This window comes from Cryobacterium sp. Hh7, assembly GCF_004403155.1.
In the GTDB taxonomy this organism is placed as follows: domain Bacteria; phylum Actinomycetota; class Actinomycetes; order Actinomycetales; family Microbacteriaceae; genus Cryobacterium; species Cryobacterium levicorallinum.
Map to the genome: position 1 here is coordinate 274853 of NZ_SOHG01000012.1, position 19872 is coordinate 294724.

Annotated in this window: 18 protein-coding genes and 4 tRNA genes; 11 read left to right on the forward strand and 11 right to left on the reverse strand. The window is 65.3% G+C overall.

What is annotated here, in order from left to right:
- Nucleotides 1–85: 85 nt before the first annotated feature.
- The 4 genes from E3T43_RS02710 to E3T43_RS02725 form a co-directional block, all read right to left on the reverse strand.
- On the reverse strand, nt 86–2251 hold the full coding sequence (locus E3T43_RS02710; RefSeq protein ID WP_134471226.1) for a 3-hydroxyacyl-CoA dehydrogenase NAD-binding domain-containing protein: 2166 nt from the start codon (nt 2249–2251) through the stop codon (nt 86–88).
- A complete protein-coding gene (locus E3T43_RS02715; protein WP_134441035.1) occupies nt 2248–3453 on the reverse strand; it encodes a thiolase family protein in 1206 nt (401 codons plus the stop codon). Before E3T43_RS02715 ends, E3T43_RS02710 begins: the two co-directional genes overlap by 4 nt.
- Nucleotides 3454–3551: 98 nt before the next feature.
- On the reverse strand, nt 3552–4748 hold the full coding sequence (locus E3T43_RS02720; protein WP_134441042.1) for an HRDC domain-containing protein: 1197 nt from the start codon (nt 4746–4748) through the stop codon (nt 3552–3554).
- 19 nt (nt 4749–4767) lie between these two features.
- Nucleotides 4768–5307, reverse strand: coding sequence for a DUF3000 domain-containing protein (locus E3T43_RS02725; RefSeq protein WP_092449193.1), 540 nt, complete (start codon nt 5305–5307; stop codon nt 4768–4770).
- Between the two features lie 76 nt (nt 5308–5383).
- Between E3T43_RS02725 and E3T43_RS02730 the strand changes: the two genes are divergently transcribed.
- Nucleotides 5384–6640, forward strand: coding sequence for a S9 family peptidase (locus E3T43_RS02730; protein WP_134471227.1), 1257 nt, complete (start codon nt 5384–5386; stop codon nt 6638–6640).
- Between the two features lie 12 nt (nt 6641–6652).
- Here the strand turns inward: E3T43_RS02730 and E3T43_RS02735 are convergent, their stop codons facing one another.
- Both E3T43_RS02735 and E3T43_RS02740 read right to left on the reverse strand, forming a co-directional pair.
- Nucleotides 6653–7081, reverse strand: a complete 429-nt coding sequence (locus tag E3T43_RS02735) for a SufE family protein (RefSeq protein ID WP_092449135.1) — start codon at nt 7079–7081, stop codon at nt 6653–6655.
- Nucleotides 7078–7989, reverse strand: coding sequence for a sulfurtransferase (locus tag E3T43_RS02740; protein WP_092449134.1), 912 nt, complete (start codon nt 7987–7989; stop codon nt 7078–7080). Before E3T43_RS02740 ends, E3T43_RS02735 begins: the two co-directional genes overlap by 4 nt.
- Before the next feature lie 159 nt (nt 7990–8148).
- Between E3T43_RS02740 and zapE the strand changes: the two genes are divergently transcribed.
- Both zapE and E3T43_RS02750 read left to right on the forward strand, forming a co-directional pair.
- A complete protein-coding gene (gene zapE / locus E3T43_RS02745) occupies nt 8149–9201 on the forward strand; it encodes a cell division protein ZapE (RefSeq protein ID WP_134471228.1) in 1053 nt (350 codons plus the stop codon).
- Between the two features lie 177 nt (nt 9202–9378).
- Entirely contained in the window at nt 9379–10599 is a 1221-nt protein-coding gene (locus tag E3T43_RS02750; protein WP_134471229.1) for an ammonium transporter, read from the forward strand.
- Nucleotides 10600–10796: 197 nt separating this feature from the next.
- Here E3T43_RS02750 and E3T43_RS02755 read toward each other — a convergent pair whose 3' ends face one another.
- Nucleotides 10797–11978, reverse strand: a complete 1182-nt coding sequence (locus tag E3T43_RS02755; RefSeq protein WP_134471230.1) for a MarP family serine protease — start codon at nt 11976–11978, stop codon at nt 10797–10799.
- A gap of 192 nt (nt 11979–12170) precedes the next feature.
- On the opposite strand from E3T43_RS02755, the gene E3T43_RS02760 reads away from it, so the two are divergent.
- Both E3T43_RS02760 and E3T43_RS02765 read left to right on the forward strand, forming a co-directional pair.
- Nucleotides 12171–12902 (forward strand): YqjF family protein, encoded by a 732-nt coding sequence (locus E3T43_RS02760; RefSeq protein WP_134441030.1) that lies wholly within the window; start codon nt 12171–12173, stop codon nt 12900–12902.
- 68 nt (nt 12903–12970) lie between these two features.
- Entirely contained in the window at nt 12971–13540 is a 570-nt protein-coding gene (locus tag E3T43_RS02765) for a hypothetical protein (RefSeq protein WP_134471231.1), read from the forward strand.
- Nucleotides 13541–13553: 13 nt separating this feature from the next.
- On the opposite strand, the gene E3T43_RS02770 is transcribed toward E3T43_RS02765, so the two are convergent.
- Both E3T43_RS02770 and E3T43_RS02775 read right to left on the reverse strand, forming a co-directional pair.
- Entirely contained in the window at nt 13554–14207 is a 654-nt protein-coding gene (locus E3T43_RS02770) for an SDR family oxidoreductase (RefSeq protein ID WP_134471232.1), read from the reverse strand.
- 36 nt (nt 14208–14243) lie between these two features.
- Nucleotides 14244–14957: a M50 family metallopeptidase gene (locus E3T43_RS02775; RefSeq protein WP_134471233.1), complete on the reverse strand. Its 714-nt coding sequence runs from the start codon at nt 14955–14957 to the stop codon at nt 14244–14246.
- A gap of 136 nt (nt 14958–15093) precedes the next feature.
- Between E3T43_RS02775 and E3T43_RS02780 the strand changes: the two genes are divergently transcribed.
- Nucleotides 15094–15309 (forward strand): three-helix bundle dimerization domain-containing protein, encoded by a 216-nt coding sequence (locus E3T43_RS02780; RefSeq protein ID WP_134471234.1) that lies wholly within the window; start codon nt 15094–15096, stop codon nt 15307–15309.
- Between the two features lie 69 nt (nt 15310–15378).
- Here E3T43_RS02780 and E3T43_RS02785 read toward each other — a convergent pair.
- Nucleotides 15379–15451 (reverse strand) — tRNA-Val (locus tag E3T43_RS02785).
- Between the two features lie 358 nt (nt 15452–15809).
- Here E3T43_RS02785 and E3T43_RS02790 point away from each other — a divergent pair.
- The 4 genes from E3T43_RS02790 to E3T43_RS02805 all read left to right on the forward strand — a co-directional run bounded on the left by E3T43_RS02790 (nt 15810) and on the right by E3T43_RS02805 (nt 16489).
- Nucleotides 15810–15881 (forward strand) — tRNA-Gly (locus tag E3T43_RS02790).
- 60 nt (nt 15882–15941) lie between these two features.
- A tRNA-Cys gene (locus tag E3T43_RS02795) sits at nt 15942–16012 on the forward strand.
- Nucleotides 16013–16072: 60 nt separating this feature from the next.
- Nucleotides 16073–16144 (forward strand) — tRNA-Val (locus tag E3T43_RS02800).
- A gap of 150 nt (nt 16145–16294) precedes the next feature.
- Complete coding sequence (locus tag E3T43_RS02805) at nt 16295–16489, forward strand: DUF1918 domain-containing protein (RefSeq protein WP_092449125.1); 195 nt, start codon at nt 16295–16297, stop codon at nt 16487–16489.
- A gap of 106 nt (nt 16490–16595) precedes the next feature.
- Here the strand turns inward: E3T43_RS02805 and E3T43_RS02810 are convergent, their stop codons facing one another.
- The gene (locus tag E3T43_RS02810) at nt 16596–17657 is read right to left on the reverse strand and encodes an Ig-like domain-containing protein (protein ID WP_134471235.1); all 1062 of its coding nucleotides are present in this window, start codon (nt 17655–17657) and stop codon (nt 16596–16598) included.
- Nucleotides 17658–17882: 225 nt separating this feature from the next.
- Here E3T43_RS02810 and thrS point away from each other — a divergent pair, with 225 nt between their 5' ends.
- The gene (gene thrS / locus E3T43_RS02815) at nt 17883–19856 is read left to right on the forward strand and encodes a threonine--tRNA ligase (RefSeq protein ID WP_241978786.1); all 1974 of its coding nucleotides are present in this window, start codon (nt 17883–17885) and stop codon (nt 19854–19856) included.
- Nucleotides 19857–19872: the final 16 nt, after the last annotated feature.

The window sequence follows — 19872 nt, forward strand, 5'->3', positions numbered from 1 at the left end:
GGCCGGGCCCCGTCCGCGGGCCCAGCTTATAAACTGGGCCCGCGACCATAAGGTGGGCCCGGTCTATGACCCGGCCCCGTTCTCGCTATATTTGAGCGGATGTCGCCCCGACGGCAGCACCGATGCCGCGGATCGCCGGGGTGTGGAAGGTGCCGCCGAAGACCCGCTCGCTCGCGCCGACCCGGTCGAGGTACGGGGTGATCCCGCCCATCTGGAACGGCCAGCCGGCGCCGAGGATCATGCACAGGTCGATGTCCTCGGCTGCGTGCACCACGTCGTCGTCCAGCATCCGCTTGATCTCGTCGACCAGACCGTCTTCGACCCGCTGCAGAATCTGCTCGGCGGTCATCGGGGTGCTGCCGCCGGCGACGATCTTCAGTGCACCCTTGTCGAAGCCGGTACGGCGGCCCTTACCGTCCCGCTCAAGGATCTTGCCGTGTTCGGCAAGCTTGTGCAGGTTGTCGCTCTCGAAGAACCGGTCGGGGAACGCCGCATGGTGCGTGTCGAGCACGTGAGCGCCCACGGTGAGGCCGACCAGCTCGAGCAGCTCGAACGGGCTCATGGGCAGCCCGAACGGCGCCACGGCGGCCTCCACGACCTCGAACGGGGTTCCGGTGTCGACGGCGTGCATCGCTTCACCGAGCAGCTTGGCGAGTACGCGGTTGACCACGAAGCCGGGCGTGTCCCGGGTGATCACCGCATTCTTGCGTAACTTGCCGGCGATGACCATGGCCGTGGCGAGGGTGACCTCGTCGGTCTGCGGGGTGTTGACCACCTCGATCAGTGGCATGACCGCGACCGGGTTGAAGAAGTGGAAGCCGACCAGGCGCTCCGGGTGGGCAAGCTTCGACCCGATCTGCTCGACCGACAGCGACGATGTGTTCGTCGCCAGAATCGCCTCGGGCGACACGAACTTCTCGATCTCGGCGAACACGTTCTGCTTGACACCGAGTTCTTCGAAGACGGCCTCGATCACCCAATCGGCATCGGAGAACAACGACTTGTCGGTTGTACCGGTGACGAGCGCGCGCAGCCGGTTGGCCTCGTCGGAGGAGATGCGATTCTTAGCCTCAAGGGCCGCGATCTCACCGTGAATGTACGCAATGCCCTTGTCGACGCGGGCCTGGTCGAGGTCGGTGATGACGACGGGGACCTTGAGCCGCCGCACGAACAGCAGCGCGAACTGGCTGGCCATCAGGCCGGCGCCGATAACGCCGACCTTAGTGATGGGGCGGGCGAGCTTCTTGTCCGGCGCGCCGGCCGGCCGCTTGGCCCGCTTCTGCACGAGGTTGAAGGCGTAGATGCTCGCCTGCAGCTGGTCACCGGCGATGAGACCGGCCAGGGCCTCATCTTCGCGCTCGAAGCCCTCGGCGCGGCTGCCGCTCTTGGCGGCCTGCAGCAGATTGAGCGCCACATAGGGGGACGTCGCGACCTCACCGATGCGGTTCACCAGCATCTTGCGGGCGATGCCGATGGCAACGTCCCACTTGACCAGGCGTTCGATCTTGCCGGGCGCGGTTGGACGCGACACCTTCGTGGTACCGGCGATCACCCCGTCGGCCCAGGCGATGGAATCTTCGAGGAACCGCGCCGACGTGAACATGACGTCCGCGATTCCGAGCGCGAGGGCATCCGCTCCGGTGAGGGTGCGGTTGTTCTTGAGCGGGTTCTCGATGATGACCTTCAGGGCATTCTCAATGCCGATCAGGTTGGGCAGCAGGTAGGAGCCACCCCAGCCGGGGATCAGGCCGAGAAAGACCTCGGGTAATGCGATCGCCGGCACGGCCGCGTCGACCGTGCGGTAGCCGGCGTTGAGGCCGATTTCGAGCCCGCCACCGAGTGCGAGTCCGTTGATGAAGACGAACGACGGCACACCCAGCGTGTCGAGCTTGCCGAGGGCGTGGTGGCCGAGCTGGCTGAGCAGCTTGCCGGTGTCGAGCGAGGGGATTTCGGCTACCTTGCTGAGGTCCGCTCCGGCGGCGAGAATGAACGGCTTGCCGGTGACGGCGACGCCGTGTATCTCGCCGCGCCCGGCGCGAGCTTTCAGCTCGTCCATGGTGGCGGCGAACTCGAGCAGGGTAACCGGGCCGAGCGTGTTCGGCCGGGTGTGGTCACGCCCGTTGTCCAGGGTCACCAGGGCGAGGGTACGGCCGGCACTCAGTGGCACGTCGCGCACAAAAGAGTGCGTGACGATCTCGTCAGCGGAGATCGCAACGAGCGAGCTGAAATCGAGAGAATCGTAGTTGGTCATCGCTTCGCTGCCTTCTTGTTGAAGTGCGGGTTTTCCCAAATCACGGTGCCACCCTGGCCGAGACCGATGCACATGGCGGTGAGGCCGTAGCGCACCTCCGGGTGGCGCTCGAACTGGTGGGCCAGCTGGTTCATCAGGCGAACGCCCGAGCTGGCAAGTGGATGTCCCAGCGCAATCGCTCCGCCGTATTCGTTCACGCGCGGATCCTCGTCATCGATGCCGAAGTGGTCGAGGAACGAGATCACCTGCACGGCGAAGGCTTCGTTGAGCTCGAACAGGCCGATGTCGGTGATCGACAGGCCGGCCTTGCGCAGCGCCTTCTCGGTGGAGGGCACGGGGCCAAGGCCCATGACCTCCGGTTCGACGCCGGCGAAGGCGAAACTCGTCATGGTCATTTTCACGCCGAGGCCAAGCTCCTTGGCGGTGGCGCCGCTGGCCAGCAGGCAGGCGGATGCGCCGTCATTGAGCCCGGAAGCGTTGCCGGCGGTGACCCGTCCGTGGGAGCGGAAGGGAGTGCGCAGGCCTGCGAGTCCCTCCATGGTCGTCTCCGGGCGCGGCGCTTCGTCGCGCGTCGCCAGGCCCCACCCTGATTCGCTGCGGGTCGCCACCGAAATCAGGTCGGGCTGAATCGTGCCAGCTTCGTAGGCCGCGGCGACCTTCTGCTGGCTGCGCAGCGCGAACCGGTCTGAACGTTCCTTGGTGTATTCGGGGAACCGGTCGTGAATGCGTTCGGCGGTCGCTCCCATGTTGAGGGCGTCTTCGCTGACCAGACGCTCGGACAGGAATCGCGGGTTCGGGTCGGCCCCGAACCCCATCGGGTGACGGCCCATGTGCTCGACGCCCCCGGCGATGGCGAGGTCGTAGGCACCGAAACCGATCGAGGACCCCATCATTGTCACCGCGGTCATCGCCCCGGCGCACATGCGGTCAATCGCGAATCCGGGCACCGATTTCGGCAGCCCGGCCAGCAGTGCAGCCGTGCGACCGAGGGTCAGGCCCTGGTCGCCGGTCTGCGTTGTGGCAGCGATCGCAACGTCGTCGATACGCTCCGGGGGTACCCCCGGGTTGCGTTCCATCAACCCGATGATCGCCTTGACCACGAGGTCATCGGCTCTGGTATTCCAGTACATGCCCTTTTCGCCGGCGCGTCCGAACGGGGTGCGAACCCCGTCCACAAAGACGACTTCTGCTCTCTCGGCCACAATGCCTCCAGTACGTGTTGGATCAGATTCGAATCGACCTGTCAGGTCGTTTCGATCCTAGGGTGGTGAAATTTCCCACCCGAATCGTTTGCCGGATCCTACGACTCCAGATCCGACACGGGATCGGCAACTTGTGGAACTGCTACAAAAGCATCCGCTATAAATTGTGCAGTCACGTCAACTTGCCAGCGTCGCGCCCCCAACTGGGTCAGCACTTCTCCGACGGATGCCGCATCCAGCGGCTCCGGCGGCGTCCACGCCACCCGGCGCAGAAAGTCCGGGGTCAGCAGGTTCTCCAGGGGAATCGCCAACTCGTCGCTGACGGTCTGCAGCGCAGCCCGCGCCGCCTTGTAGCGCACGTCCGCCTCGGGGTTGCGGTCGGCCCAGGCGCGTGGTGGCGGGAGGGTGTCGTTGCTCGCCTTGAGCGGTGGCAACTCGGTGGTGACGCGGCCACGTTGAATGGCGGCCCACCAGCGGTCGAGTTCGTTGCGACTCGCCCGCCCGTTGAACTCGCGCAGGTCGGACAGCGCCTGGCGGGTCGCGGGAAGCACCCGTGCCGCGGCGAGCAGGGAGGCGTCGGGAACCAGACGGCCGGGGGAGACATCCACGTCGCGGGCGAACTCGTCGCGGGCCAGCCAGAGTTCCCGGGCGACGGCGAGGTTGCGCTGGCCACGCAGCGAGTGCAGGCCGGACAGTCGGCGCCACGGGTCGACGCGGGCGGCCTTGGCCTCCTTGGCCAGGGTGGCGGCGAATTCCTGGTCGGCGATGTCGGTCTTGTCGGATTCCACCAACAGATCGACCATGCGGTCGCGCAGGTCGGGCAGTAGCTCCACGTCGAGGGCGGCGTAGACCAGCCACGATTCCGGCAGCGGCCGGGTTGACCAGTTCGCGGCGGAGTGTTCTTTGGCCAGGTGGATGCCGAGCAACTCTTCTACCACGGTGCCCAGGCCCACGCGGGGGAGGCCGAGCAGCCGGGCAGCGAGCTCGGTGTCAAAGATGCGTGCCGGGTCAAGCCCGACCTCACGCAGGCAGGCGAGGTCCTGGCTGGCGGCGTGCAGAATCCACTCCGTGTCGGCGAGGGCCTCGTTCAGCTCGCTGAAATCGCCGATCGGCGGCGGGTCGAAGAGAAACGTTCCGGCGCCGCGACGGTAAATCTGAATCAGATAGGCGCGTTGCGAGTAGGTGAAACCGGATGCCCGCTCCGCGTCGACCCCGACCGGCCCGGTTCCGGCCGCCAGGGCGGCCGTGGCGGCGAGGTAGGCCTCGCGGGTATCCACGACCCGGTGCAGAGCGATGGTCTGGTTGGATTGCGATTCAGCCACGGGCTGCTCGGCGTGCTGACAACATGCTGACTCCTTCCCCAGCGGGAGGGAGTCCGGCGAGCATGCAGAGCAGCTCGCCCCACCCCTCGACGTGGGCGGTGAGATTGTGATCCAGGGGTGTCCACGACGCGCGCAGCTCAATCTGCGCGCCATCTCCCTGTTTGGCGAGTTCGCCAAAGCCTGACGAGATTATTTTAGTCGCCGTTCCCGACGCCGCGGTGTACTTGGCCTTGCGGGAGTTCAGGGCATCGACCAGCCAGGCCCAGGTGACTTCGGCCAGAAAGGGATCGAGTCCGATTTCTACCTCGAGCGGTGCCTGCGCAAAGCATACGACGCGAAAAGCACCGTTCCATCCCTCGGGCTCATCCGGGTCGTACAGCAGAATGAATCGGCCGGTTCCGAGCTCGGAGTCTTTGCCGGGTCGCATCGGCGTGATATTGGCCGCCAGGGCGAAGGAGTACGGTGCAAGCTGGGCCGGCGCGGAAATCTCAGTGACGACTAATTCGGCCCGACTCGTCGCGCGACGAATCATTGACAAAGCCGCGGCAAACTCCACGGGCAGCGATTGATCTGTTTCGGGCACGTCTGCAGACTAGAGTTTTTTCTGGGTGTTGTCCGTGAGGCACGCCGACCAGTTGGAGGTGCGGGTGAACGAGGCACAGCCCCCAAACGGGCGCGCAGACGCTGCGCAGCGGTCGATTCTGGGGCCGATCCTGGCCGTCACGGGCCTGGCCATCGCCGGTGCGGCCGTCGTCGGTCTCGCCACCAGCGCCATTCTCGCCGCGGTCATGGCCAAAACCATCGTCACACCCCCGGCCAAACGCGCGGATGACACGCGGGTGTTCGCGGTCGACCTCGGGCGCGGCCTGATCACCCTGCAACGGCACCGTGATTCGGTGCTCCCGGGCGACTATAGCTTTTTCTTTGGCAACGACACCGGCCACGCCCGCGTCGGCGCGATCACCGATCGAACGGCCGCCACCGTCACCCGGCGTATCCTCGCTGTGGACTACGGCGACCTCCAGGCCGCCCGGCGCGGCCGGTTCAGCGGCTGGCTCTACACCGGCCCCGACGATCTCGGCTTCCCCTGGCACAGTGTCGCCGTCCCGACCGCACTTGGCCCGGCCCCTGCCTGGCTCATTCCAGCGGATGCCGCAGCTGCGGGTGGTCGCTGGGTGATCCAGGTGCACGGCCGGGCGGTACGCCGGGAGGAGGCGCTGCGGGCGGTGCCCGTGTTTCGAGCGGCCGGCTACACGTCGCTGCTCGTCTCGTACCGCAACGATGGGGACGCCCCGGCCAGCCCCGATGGGCGCTACGGGCTGGGCGACACGGAGTGGGCCGACATCGATGCGGCCATGAGCTTTGCCGCTGACCAGGGAGCGACCAGCGTCGTGCTGATGGGCTGGTCGATGGGGGGAGCGATCTGCCTGCAGGCCCTCACCCGCAGCGCACAGGCGCCGCTGATCGTCGGGGTGGTGCTGGAATCTCCCGTGATCGACTGGGCCGACGTCGTGGCCGCACAGGCCATCGATCGCCGGCTACCGAGGCAGATCGCCCGCGGAGCAGTCGCGCTGATGGGGTCACGGCAGGGACAACGGCTGACCGGACTCGGAGCGCCGATCGACTTTGGGCGGCTCGACTTCGTGGCGCGCGCCCGTGACCTGCACCGGCCCATTCTGCTGCTGCACAGCGACGATGACGGTTTCGTTCCGGTCACCGGGTCGCGCCGCCTCGCCGACCGGCGGCCCGACTCGGTGACCTTCGTGGCCTTCACCGAGGCGCGCCACACCAAATTGTGGAACTACGACCCCGGCCGTTGGGACGCCGAAATCGCCGGCTGGCTGGCGCGGTTGACGCAGCGTTAACCGCGCCGAGCGTCACGCAGCCACACGCTCCCGCAATTGACGTTTGGCCCGGCCGAGCATCGCGCTCATGCCGCGCAGGCGCAGCGGTGAGACGGCCTCACTGAGTCCGATCGACTGCGGGTAGTCATCGGGAACGGCCAGCACCTGCTCCACGCTCAGGCCGTCGAGACCCTGCGCGAGGATCGACGCGAAGCCGCGGGTGGTGGGTGACTCGCGGGGAGCCGTCGCGTGCAGGTGGAACAAACCATCGGCATCCACTTCAACGAAGATGAAGACCGGCGACTGGCATTCGACGACGCGTTCGAGCAGGTCGGGGTGATCCTGAAACTTCTGCGGAAGTTCCGGCAGTTCGTTGGCGAACTCGAGCAGCAACAGCAGCCGGTCCTTCTGCTCAAGGGCGAGGAAGTCCTCCCGAATCTCGGCCAGCAGGTCCGCGGTCATCGGCGAGGTGCCGGAGCCGGGGCGTCGCCCGGCTCGGTGCCGACGGCGATCGGCACGGCGACGGCGTTGCCCCACTCGGTCCAGGATCCGTCGTAATTGCGCACATTCTCGAAACCGAGCAGGTGGGTCAGCACAAACCAGGTGTGGCTGGAGCGTTCGCCGATGCGGCAATAGGCGATCACGTCGTCGCCGTCGGTCAGTCCGGCCTCATCCCGATAGATCGCGTCGAGTTCACTGCGCGAGCGAAAGGTCGAGTCGGTGTCTGCGGCGCGAGCCCACGGCACCGAGGCGGCCGAGGGAATGTGGCCGCCGCGCAGGGCGCCCTCTTCCGGGTAGGCGGGCATAGTCGTGCGGGCTCCGCTGTATTCCTCGGGGGAGCGTACGTCGATGAGCGGCTGTCCGAAGTGGCCGAGTACGTCGTCTTTGAACGCCCGAATGGGAGCGTCGTCGCGTTCGACGACGGGGTAATCGGTGGGGGTGACGTTCGAAGCGTCCGTGGTCATCTCGCGTTCCTCGGCGAGCCATTTCTCGCGGCCACCGTCAAGCAGGCGTACGTCGTCGTGTCCGAACAGGGTGAAGACCCAGAGGGCGTAGGCGGCCCACCAGTTGCTCTTGTCCCCGTAGATGACGACGGTGCTGTCGCGGGCGATGCCCTTGCTCGACAGCAGGGCGGCAAAGGCGGCGCCGTCGATGTAGTCGCGGTTGACCTTGTCGTTGAGGTCGGTATGCCAGTCGATCTTGACCGAGCCGCGAATGTGGCCGACTTCGTAGAGCAGCACGTCTTCGTCGGACTCGACCACCACGAGACCGGCATCGCCCCGGTGTTGGGCCAGCCACTGCGTGGAAACCAGTTTCGAGGGGTGCGCGTAGGCGGCGAATTTCTCGGTCGTGTCGAACGGGGCAGACATGTAACCTCCAGGTGGGCAGCGGATGCATTCGCAAGTCGGGTTGACCGCGGATTAGGCTTATCGATGCCCACCAGTTAAACCTACGCGGTGCCGGCACACTGCGCATTTTGGTTACACCGCGCATTTCGCAGAACGAAGAACGAGAACGGGCGTTTCAGCATGGCACCAGAGGCCCACGAAAAGGCACAGCACACGGTTCCGCAACTCGCCGACCGCACGCCGACGATCACCGGTCGCGAAATCGTGGCCGAGCTGGTGCCGCCTCCCCAGTTTGAACACGCCTCGTTTGAGAACTACCGCCCCGACCATGACTATCCGTCGCAGATGACCGCGGTCGAGAAACTCATCGAATTCGTAAACCCCCGCCCGGCCGGGTTCTTCTCGCGCCGCCGTCAGGCCAAGGACGACCTGCCCGGCATCTACCTCGACGGCGGTTTCGGCGTCGGCAAGACCCACCTGCTCGCAGCGCTCTGGCATGCGGCGACCGGCCCCAAGTATTTCGGTACCTTCATCGAATACACCGCGCTGGTCGGTGCGCTCGGCTACCAGGAAACCATCAAGGAGCTGCGCAGCGCGAAGCTCATCTGCATCGACGAGTTCGAACTCGACGATCCGGGCGACACCATGGTGATGACCCGGTTGCTCGGCGAACTCGTCGCCACCGGCACCCGGGTAGCCGCCACGTCGAACACCCCGCCGAACTCGCTCGGCGAGGGCCGGTTCGCCGCGCAGGACTTTCTGCGGGAGATTTCCGCAATGAGCGCCAACTTCGAGACCCTGCGCATCGACGGGCTCGACTACCGTCGTCGCAACGTGTCCGGCCAGGCCGTCTCCGTCGAACCCGAAGCCCGCGAACACCTGGTGAATACCCTCCTTCAGCGCGGTTCGAAGGTAACCGAAGACGACTTCGGTGCCCTCATGCGCCACCTCGGCACCGTGCATCCCTCCAAGTACGTCAAGGTCATTCGCGACGTCGAGGTCATCGCCATCCGCGGGGTGTACCTGCTGACCGATCAAACGGATGCCCTTCGCCTGGTGGCCTTCATCGACCGCGTCTACGACGCTGAAATTCCCATCGTCGCGAGCGGGCGCCCACTCAACGAGGTGTTCGACGACGAAATGATGGCGGGCGGCTACCGCAAGAAATACCAGCGCGCCCAGTCGCGTATGGTCGCCCTCACCACCGGTGAGCTACCGCCGCACACCGATTAGCGCACATTCACCGCGTACGACGCACGAAACGTGGCGTTAACAATTCACTCGGGCTCGTAACCGGCACGAAACACGTCGGAACGTTTGTTGTAACAGCCACCTCAGATACTTGACTCGTATCCGAGGTGGCTCACTTCGCGTTACACCCTGCACATTCGAGACGCGTGAGGACAATCTATGGATACCGGAAGCATTGCATGGGGGCTGACAGCCACCGCACTGGTGTTGTTTATGACACCGGGTGTCGCCTTCTTCTACGGCGGACTGGTCAAGGCCAAGAGCGTCATCAGCATGATGATGATGAGCTTCGGCGCATTGGGTCTCATCAGCGTCCTCTGGATTCTCTATGGCTTCAACATGAGCGCTGTCGGCAGCCCCACTCAATTCGCCGGAAACCCGTTCTCGGACTTCGGCCTGGGCCAGCTCGCCATGGGCGAGACCGGCAGCATCGATCTGCTCGGTGCCACCTACGGTGCCACCTTCGCCATCATCACCGTTGCCCTGATCAGTGGCGCGGTCGCCGACCGGGCCAAGTTCGGGTCCTGGATGATCTTCGCCGGCGTCTGGGCGACCCTCGTCTACTTCCCGGTCGCGGCCTGGGTCTGGGGCGGTGGCTGGATCATGAAACTGGGTGAGACGCTGAGCCTCCCGGGCGTCATCGACTACGCCGGCGGCACCGCGGTGCACATCAACGCCGGTGCAGCTGCTCTCGCCCTCGCGCTGGTTCTCGGCAAGCGGGTCGGCTTTCAGAAGGGCATCACAAAGCCGCACAACGTGCCGCTCGTGCTCATCGGTGCCTCCATTCTCTGGTTCGGCTGGTTCGGCTTCAACGCCGGCGCCGAATGGCTCAACGGCCTCGCCAACGTTGGCATCATCGTCGTCAACACCCTCGGTGCCACCGCAGCGGCCATCCTCGCCTGGATGCTGGTCGAGAAGTTCAAGGACGGCAAGGCCACCTCGGTCGGTGCAGCATCCGGTGCCGTTGCCGGACTTGTCGCCATCACCCCGGCCTGCGCCAACCTCGAGCCCGGCTGGGCACTGCTGCTGGGTGCCGTCGCCGGTGCCGTCTGCGCCCTCGCCGTCGAACTCAAGTTCAAGCTCGGCTTCGACGACTCGCTCGACGTGGTCGGCATCCACCTCGTCGGCGGCATCATCGGCACCCTGTACCTCGGCTTCTTCGCCATCGGTACTGGCCTGTTCACCGGTGGCGACCTCGGTCAGCTCGCCGTGCAGGCTATCGCGGCCTTCTCGGTCCTCGTCTACTCCTTCGTCGTCGCGTACCTGCTTGGTCTCGCGATCGAGAAGACCATCGGTTTCCGCATCAAGAACGAAGACGAACTGGCCGGAATCGACACCAGCGTGCACGGCGAAGAGGGCTACGCCCTCGAGCGTGTCTAGGCTCTGAACAGTCCCGACTGGTCGGGTAACGGGCGGTACGGAAGCGGGATCATCCGCTTCGGTACCGCCTTTCTGCGTACCCGCCCACGGTGCCGCCGGTGAACGGATGCGGCGGGTGAACGGATGCCGCTGGCTCTTCCGTGACTGCCGATAAGCAATAGCTTTGCCGCGACTGCGGGTGAGCGGATGCCGCTGACTCAGCCGCGAACGCAGGTGCCGGACGAGACCGGGGCGTTCCGGCCCGGTGCCTCGTTGATGACCGGCTGAACCTCATCGAGCGCGAGGGCGTAGCCGACATTGTCGGTGTTGGACGCCTTGGCAAAGATGACGCCGACGACGAGGCCGGACTCGTTCAGCAGCGGACCGCCCGACTCGCCCTGCTGCACGTCGGACGCCACGGTGTACACCTGGCGCGGCGTCGGGTCCTGGCCGTAGATGTCGGCGACGCTGATGGTGCCGAGCGAGATAACCTGGGCCGGGTCGGAGACGTACGGACCGCCGAAGGGGTACCCGTCGGCGACCGCGCCACTGCCCGCGGAAAGATCGGCGCCGACAGTGAGTGGGGCTGCGCCGAGTCCAGGCACCGAAATGACGGCGAGGTCATCGACCGGGTCGAAGTAGACGATTTCCCCGGCCAAAGCCTCACCGGACGGCGTCTCAATCACGGGCTGGTTCACCCCGGCCACGACGTGGGCGTTGGTGATGACGCGGCCGTCGGACACCACGAATCCGCTGCCCGACTGGCTCTGGCCACAGGCGTAGGCCGTTCCGGTGATGCGTACGACGGACTGCGCGGCCACGGCCAGTGCCGGGCTGCTGGTGTCGGCCTGGGCAGCATCCGGTGTCGGGCCGGTGAAGGCGTCGACGATGCGCGGCAGACCCTGGGACACCGCAACGGAGCGAAGTTGCGCGAGGATGGCCTTGACCCGGTCAGGGGTCGCCGAGTCGATGCGGGACACCACGGTAGATTCAGCGATGGCGGGGGAGAGGAATGGTATGCCCAGGGCGCCGATGCTAAACGCGACCATCGACGCCACGAGCGCCGAGGCGACCGCAGCGAAGGCTGCACCGAGTACGCGGTTGATCGTGCCGAGCGGGGAACGCTTCGATTTGCGGCCGACCATGCTGCCGGCGGAAGCACCGACCGAGTGTCCAATGAGTACGAGCAGAACGGCCACGGCGATCGTGCCGGGGGTGCGCCATTCCGGCGCGGGAATCCAGCCGCCGACCAGCGGTACCACGAAGAAGGCGGCGAATCCACCGGCGACCGCGCCGATTATGCCGGTCAGGCTGCGCAACAGACCGCTGCGGTAGCCGTTGACGAGGGCGACGACCAACAACAGAATGAGCAGGAGGTCGAGCACGGTTGAGCCTGGCATTCGTCTCCCATAGTTGATGCTGCACGTGTTGTTCGGTCACGATCTCGTATTGTTCATGGTTACACAGGCCTCCTTCGCGATTGCTGAGCGCAGCCGGCGCCCCGCGTGCTTTCCCGGCCGATCAACAGGCGCGGGGCACGCCAAACTGAAGTATCGTGAACCGACTACCGACGTCGGCCCGAAAGGACAGCGGTGACTCCAGCAGAGTCCTTGCCCATCTCCACGATCGCACCGCCCCTGGCCGGGCGGGCCGTGGCCAGCCAGCGCTGGTCGCACCTGGTGTTTCTGCATTGGCGAGTGGATGCTGCGCTGATCGCGCCGCTCCTGCCCAGCGGCCTGGTTCCCGATGAGCATGACGGATCGAGCTGGGTGGGCCTGATCCCGTTCGTCCTCGATCGCGCGACCGTTCTCGGGAGCCCGCCGATTCCGTACTTCGGTACCTTCGTCGAGGTAAACGTGCGCCTCTACGCCGTTGACGCCCGGGGGCGTCGCGGCGTTGTGTTCGTATCGCTGGAGGCCAGCCGCCTCGCTGCCGTGCTCGCTGCGCGTGCGCTGTTCTCGCTGCCCTACATCTGGTCGCGCACGCGGCTCTCGGTTGATTCCGGACAGTACCGGTACACCGCGACGCGCCACCGCGACCGGACCGCGCACACCGAGGTGGTGGCTCGGCCGGGTTCAGTCGCCGTGCTGGATGACCCGTTGGCCGATTTTTTGACCGCGCGCTGGGCCCTGTTCACAAGCATCCGTGGTCGCATCGTGCACCTGCGCAACCATCATGAGCCGTGGCCGTTATACCGTGCCGAGCTCCTCAGTATTGACGACAGCCTGCTGGCCGCAGCAGGTTTCCCGGGTCTGGCCGATCGCGCTCCCGACTCTGTGCTCTACTCGCCCGGCGTGACGACCTGGTTCGGACGGGGCAACTGACCGGGTGGGCGTACTCAGAAAGTTCTGAAAAAATGTTCTGATCGACCACGATACTGAAGGAGTACAGCATGGGATTTCTTGATTTTCTGCTCGGCCGCAAGGAGCAGGCACCGACCGACGATCGGCCAGTGCGGTCGAATAGCGCTCCGGTCCGCAGCGAGGATGAGATCGCCGTCGAGCGCTACCAGTACCTGCTGCGCACCGCACCACCCGAGACCATCGAGAAGGTGCACACCGAGGCGTTCTCCAAATTGACCGAGGAACAGCGCGATATTCTCTTTCGCCAGCTCACCGAGAACCTCGAACCGAGTGAGCGTCCAGCGGATGCCGCACCGGCCCACCTGGCCCAGGCGGCGACCCGGGCCGAGCTCCGCGAGCCGGGCACGCTCACCCGGACCTTCGGAAACCAGAACGGCATGGGCTTTGGCAGCATGGTCGGCGGATCACTGCTCGGTACGGTCGCCGGTTTCGTCATCGGATCGGCGCTGGTCAGCTCCTTCATGCCGATGGACGGTGGCGGCACGGATGCCGGTGCCGACGCGAACAGCGAGACCAACGCCGATTCGGGCAGCGACTCCGGTGGAGACGCTGGAGGAGATTTCGGCGGCGGCGACTTCGGTGGAGACTTCGGGTTCTGATCTCCCAGGGCCGTTAGTGGACGGCGGCGATGGCCTCACCAACGGGAACGTCGCCGTCGGTGAACTCAATGAACTTGCCGATGCTGTTGTCGCTCGCGAGCACGGCTGCGGCGACGAGCGCGACGTTCTCGCGTGAGGTGTCGCCGCCCGTGCCGTCGGACCCCACCATGATGGAACCGCTCGCGGCGTCGAGGGTCAGCGCGCTCGGTCCGAGGATGGTCCAGTTCAGTGAGGTTGCTCGCAGGTAGTCGTCGGCTGCCGCCTTGGCCTCGTAGTAGGCGAACATGCCGTCGTCGGGGGAGGCGCCGTGGTCGGCGCGCGATCCCTTATAGGAGACCATCACGTAACGGGAGATGCCGGCCTGCGCTGCGGCGACCATTGAGCGGATGGCCGCATCGCGGTCGACCGCATAGGTGCGCTCAGCGCTTCCCCCGCCGGCCCCGGCGGACCAGACGATGGCGTCGTGGCCGGCCAGGAGGATCGTGAGCTGATCGGTGGACAGATTCTCGACATCCGCTTGCAAGGGGGTTGCGCCGGTCGCCGAAACGTCGGCGGCATGCTCGGGGTTGCGGATGAGGGAGCTGACCTCGTGGCCGGCAGTCGTGAGCAGACGCGCCAGGTGGAGGGCAACTTTTCCGTGCCCGCCGATGATTGCAATATTTGTCATGTGATTAAGCCTGTCACGATTGGCTGCCGGCAGCGCTCAGGGTTGAAGAAAACCCAGCAGTATCGCGGCGAGCGTAACGCAGCCCAGTTGGACGCCGAGAAAGACGGCCACCCAGAACAGCCCCGGAATGTGGGTGAGCCGAGCCAGCTGGTCGGCGTCAGACGATGACCCGGCCCTGCGCGACCGGGACTGTTGCAGCTCGAGGGACGTGCGCAGCGCACCGAGCAGGAGAAATGCCGTGACCAGTAGGGCGAACACGCCCTGTACCTGCGGCGTGCCGAACCAGGAGACACCGAAGACGATGGCACCCGTGACGGCGACCGACCAGAGCCCGAACCAGTTGCGAATCTGCACGAGCAGCAGCGCGAGCGCCGCGAGCAGCGCCCAAAGCAATCCCAGGGCGTACCCCAGGCTGAGCAGCCAGGCAGCGCCAAGGCCGAGCAGCGCGGGGGCGGGGTAACCGGCCAACAGGGTGAAGATCATGCCCGGCCCGCTCGGGCGACCGCGGCTCACGGTGAGTCCTGAGGTGTCCGAATGCAAGCGGATGCCGCCCAGCCGCCGCCCACAGACCACCGCGACGACTCCGTGGCCGCCCTCGTGCACGATGGTGATGGCGTGCCGGGCCAGGCGCCATACCGGCGGAAAAAACACGATCGCCGCGGCCGCCGCCACGGTCAGCCACGCGGTGAGGGGGGCGAGCGCGGCGTGCGGAGTCGTCATGCGCTGCCAGATTTCGAGGAGCAGGTCCATGCGTCTCAGACTAGGTGTCTGCCGAGCAGCCCTGGATAGCTGGGGCGGCGAGCAAATGCCACCGTGCGACGGCGTGCTTCGGGAGGAACACGCACAGGGGGTGCGTAAGCGAGATGGGCCGCTGGACACTGGTTCCATGGAGAAACGCACGGAACGGCAGAATATCCACGAAATTATCGAGCGGCTGACGGCGCAGTTTCCGCTGGTTGCGCGATCGCGAGTTGACCACGTCATTGAACTCGAATACGTGAAATTGAACGGCAGGCCGGTTCGTCAGTACGTTTCCAATCTGGTCGAGCACGCTGCGAAGGCCCGCCTCGCCCAGGTTGCCGTGGTCAACGTCGCTGCCTGAGGACGGCGGGAATCAGGCGACTTAACCACGAAAAGCCCCGATTTCTCGGGGCTTTTCGTGTATTCGCGGTGGGCGATGCGGGACTTGAACCCACGACCTCTTCCGTGTGAAGGAAGCGCGCTACCAGCTGCGCCAATCGCCCAATTGCACTCACACCACCAACCAAAGTTGCTGGTGCGACTTTTGATACTAGCCCAGACTGGCGGGTCGCCGCACATCGACGCCGCTCGCGGTGTGGCGCGGGTCACCCCCGCGCCAGCTCGAGGGCACAGCCTCGTTGCGCGGGAGCTTCGCCGCTGCGCGGGAGGCGGCGGGACTGGCGCAGGTCCAGCGCAGCGTGTTGCGCGGGTGTTGTGGCGAGGGCGCTTACTCCTGGCGCAACTCCCGCGTTGCCCGCACCCCACCCACGCCACCCGGCGCAACACGCCGTAAAAGCCTCGGTTTGGTTTCCGTCTGGCTATTCAGCTAGAGTCTCTGAGTACGCAGAAATGCGAACAGTTGCGGATGTGGCGCAGTGGTAGCGCATCACCTTGCCAAGGTGAGGGTCGCGAGTTCGAATCTCGTCATCCGCTCGAATGAACTGGAATCGCACCTTCGGGTGCGGTTCCAATTCGTTTGGTATGAACCCAACTGGTGGATTGGCCGAGAGGCGAGGCAGCGGCCTGCAAAGCCGTTAACACGGGTTCGAATCCCGTATCCACCTCAATTCCTGGTGCACTCGCCGAGAACTGTATTGCAGAGACACCGTACTTCCCAGAATCTTGGGCGATTGGCGCAGCGGTAGCGCGCTTCCCTGACACGGAAGAGGTCACTGGTTCGATCCCAGTATCGCCCACACAGTGTTCGAAGAAACATGAAAACCCCGGTCAGCCGGGGTTTTTTTGTACCCAAAACCGGCCGTGCACTATCTGGGCAACACGCCGGCTGGTGTGCCCTTGTGCAGCATCCACTGCCCGCGTAGTTTTGCGCGCAGGAGGTGAGTGCAATGCGCGCCACAGAGGGAGATCGGATTGTCATTCGCGGCAAAACGGTGGAACGGCCGGACCGTCGCGGCGAGATACTCGAGGTTCGCGGGATCGACGGCGGGCCGCCGTACCTCGTGTTGTTCGACGACCGGCACGAGAGCATCGTGTATCCCGGTGCCGACTTCGTGATCGAACGTTCGTCGGAGTCGGTTTAGGTCAACGCCTGATTTGCGCGTCGGCCAACCCGCGAAAGCGGATGCCGCGCCCAGGTCGCCGGGAGAGGGTGAGAGTTCAGCGACGCTGAACTCTCACCCTCTCCCGTTACCGAATAACCCGCACCAATCGCGGCAGGGTCAACGCCGGAGCGTACTTCGTCGTACCCAGATAGCGGGCCACGAGCGCGTGCGTGCCCACCTTCAATGACGTGTACTTGAACGTGGCTGAACCTGTCGAAAGCGCTACCGGCTGGCCGACCTTGGTCGTCACGTCATAGAACTGCACGAACCCGGTCACCGTTCCGGCCGCTGACGTGAATGTCGCTGTGGCCGAGACGGGCGTTCCCACGTGCACATCACCCCGGGGCATGACGGTCAGCGTTCGACTTACCCTGGCCGGCTTCGCCACGACCGTGACAACCACTGTTGGTGAGGTCGATGGGTTGTAGAAGACGGCGAAACTCTCCGCCGTGATTCGGTGCACCCCCACGGACAACCTCGTCGTCGTGATCGTCGAATGCCACTCGCCGAATACCTGGTCGCCGACCAGCGGTCGGCCATTGTCGAAGAAGGTGATCTCTTCGCTGGAACGATCACCGTCCAGGGCGCGGCCCTGACTGTCCGTGACGTCTGCGGTGAAGGTGATGCGCTGACCGGCCGTGATGGTGCCGGACGGCGTCGCGGTCAGGGTCGTTTTGGTGTCGGGTCCGGTCGGCACGAAGTAGTCAAAGGTTTTCGATGCCGGGGCAAAGTTTCTATCTCCGAGATAGTCCACTCGAAACTGGCGCGTGCCCGCCTTGCTGGGGTAGGCATCGGAGAAGAAGATGCCTACCGTCTCGCTCGGCAGGAGCGCGGGTGTCTCGGTGCGGTTACCGGGCTCAAGCGACACGACGCGCACACTTCCCGTCGGAACGGCAGTGGCGGGGGCAACGGCCGAGATCTCGCCGTAAACGGATGCCGCCTGGCCGGCAAAGTAGAAGTCAAAGGTGCCAGCCTCAATGCTGACCGTGCCCCGCCCCGTGGAAAGGGCCGGGGCATCCGTTGCTGCCGATGCGGCGGGTGCGACGATCAGGGCACCGAGCACGGACGCAATCACCAGTGCGGGCAGGCGCCAGGAACGCTTCGCGCCGCTGCGGGCGGCTGGGGTTGGGTGCGGTAAAAGTGTCATGGCTCGCTTCTTTGCGGTCGGTGGTGCTCGGACCCCCAAATCACGGACAAAGTACTCCCATATCGGCTCGGTTTGTAGGGCGTGCGGGCGCTATCGCGGTCTCTCGGTCGCTCAACCGACGATCAGCCCGGCGCACGCCGCTAAAGTTGACGGGTAGGCAAACAACAGGGAGTAATACACGTGGCTGACGGCTTTGCGCTTTTCACCGACCGATCCGTTGTCGCAATGCGCGTCAACGGTGAGTTGAAAGATCTGGCGGCCACCGTGTTGCCGACGGATGCTGTCGAACCGGTCACCATAGATTCTCCCGATGGCCTGAATATTCTGCGCCACTCGGCCACTCACGTGCTGGCCCAGGCCGTACAGACCGTCAACCCGGCCGCCCGCCTCGGCATCGGCCCATTCGTCACCGACGGCTTCTACTACGACTTCGATGTGGCCGACCCGTTCACCCCCGAGGACATCAAATCGCTCGAAAAGGCGATGGACCGCATCATCCGCCAGGGCCAGCGGTTCGTGCGTCGCGTCGTCACCCACGACGAAGCCCGCGCCGAACTGGCCGCCGAACCCTACAAGCTCGAGCTCATCGGCATCAAGGGCGGTCCCGGTGAGGGCGACGCTGCCGCCAACAACAGCCCGACCGCCGACGACGAGTCGGTCGAGGTCGGCGGCGCCGAGCTGACCATCTATGACAACGTCGACCCGAAGACCGGGGAAACGGTCTGGAAGGACCTCTGCCGCGGCCCACACCTGCCCAACACCCGGATGATCGGCAACGGCTACTCACTCACCCGCCTGGCCGCCGCCTACTGGCGCGGCTCAGAGAAGAACCCGCAGCTGCAACGCATCTACGGCACTGCCTGGCCCACCAAGGACGAACTGCGCGCCTACCAGGCCCGTCAGGAAGAGGCGGCCAAGCGCGATCACCGCAAGCTCGGTGCCGAACTCGACCTGTTCAGCTTCCCGGAGGAGATCGGCTCCGGCCTGGCCGTGTTCCATCCCAAGGGCGGGATCATTCGGCAGGAGATGGAGAGCTACTCCCGCAAACGCCACGCCGAGGCTGGCTACGATTTCGTCTATTCACCGCACATCACCAAGTCGACGCTGTTCGAAACCTCGGGCCACCTCGACTGGTACCGCGAAGGCATGTTTCCCCCGATGCACCTCGACGAGGAACGTGACGACACCGGTCACGTCACCCGCCAGGGCGTCGACTATTACCTCAAGCCGATGAACTGCCCGTTCCACAACCTCATCTTCAAGTCCAGTGGCCGCAGCTACCGTGACCTGCCGATGCGCTTGTTCGAATTCGGATCGGTCTACCGGTACGAGAAGTCCGGCGTGCTCAACGGCCTTACCCGCGTTCGCGGCATGACCCAGGACGACGCCCACATCTACACCACCAAGGAAGGCATGAAGGAGGAGCTCACCAGCACCCTCAACTTCGTGCTGCAGCTGCTCGCCGACTACGGCCTCGAGGACTACTACCTCGAACTCTCCACCAAAGACCCAAAAAAGTTCGTCGGCAGCGACGAAGCCTGGGACGAAGCCACCGAGACGCTCCGCGAGGTCGCCGAAGCCTCTGGTCTCGATCTGGTCGCCGACCCGGGTGGAGCGGCCTTCTACGGCCCCAAGATCTCGGTGCAGGCCAAGGACGCCATCGGGCGCACCTGGCAGATGTCGACCATTCAGCTCGACTTCAACCTGCCCGAACGGTTCGACCTCGAATACACCGCGAATGACGGCAGTCGCCAGCGCCCGGTCATGATTCACCGCGCCCTGTTTGGTTCGATCGAGCGCTTCTTTGCCGTGCTCACCGAGCACTACGCCGGGGCGTTCCCGGTCTGGCTGGCCCCGGTGCAGGTTGTCGGTATTCCCGTCTCCGAGCAGTACGGCCCCTTCCTCGACGACGTGATCGCCACCTTGAAGAAGGCCGGCGTGCGCGCCGAAGTCGACCATTCTGACGATCGCATGCAGAAGAAGATCCGCACTCACACCAAGGCCAAGGTGCCGTACCAGCTCATCGTGGGCGAAGATGACCAGGCCAACGGCGCGGTGAGCTTTCGCTTTCGCGATGGGACGCAGCAGAACGGGGTGCCGGTAGACGAGGCCGTGCGCATCATCGTGGAGTCGATCGAGAACCGCGCGCAGGTGACCACGACTCCGGTCGCCCCCGCTGTGGCCGAAGTGCAGGCCTAGCGTGCCGGCCATTCCG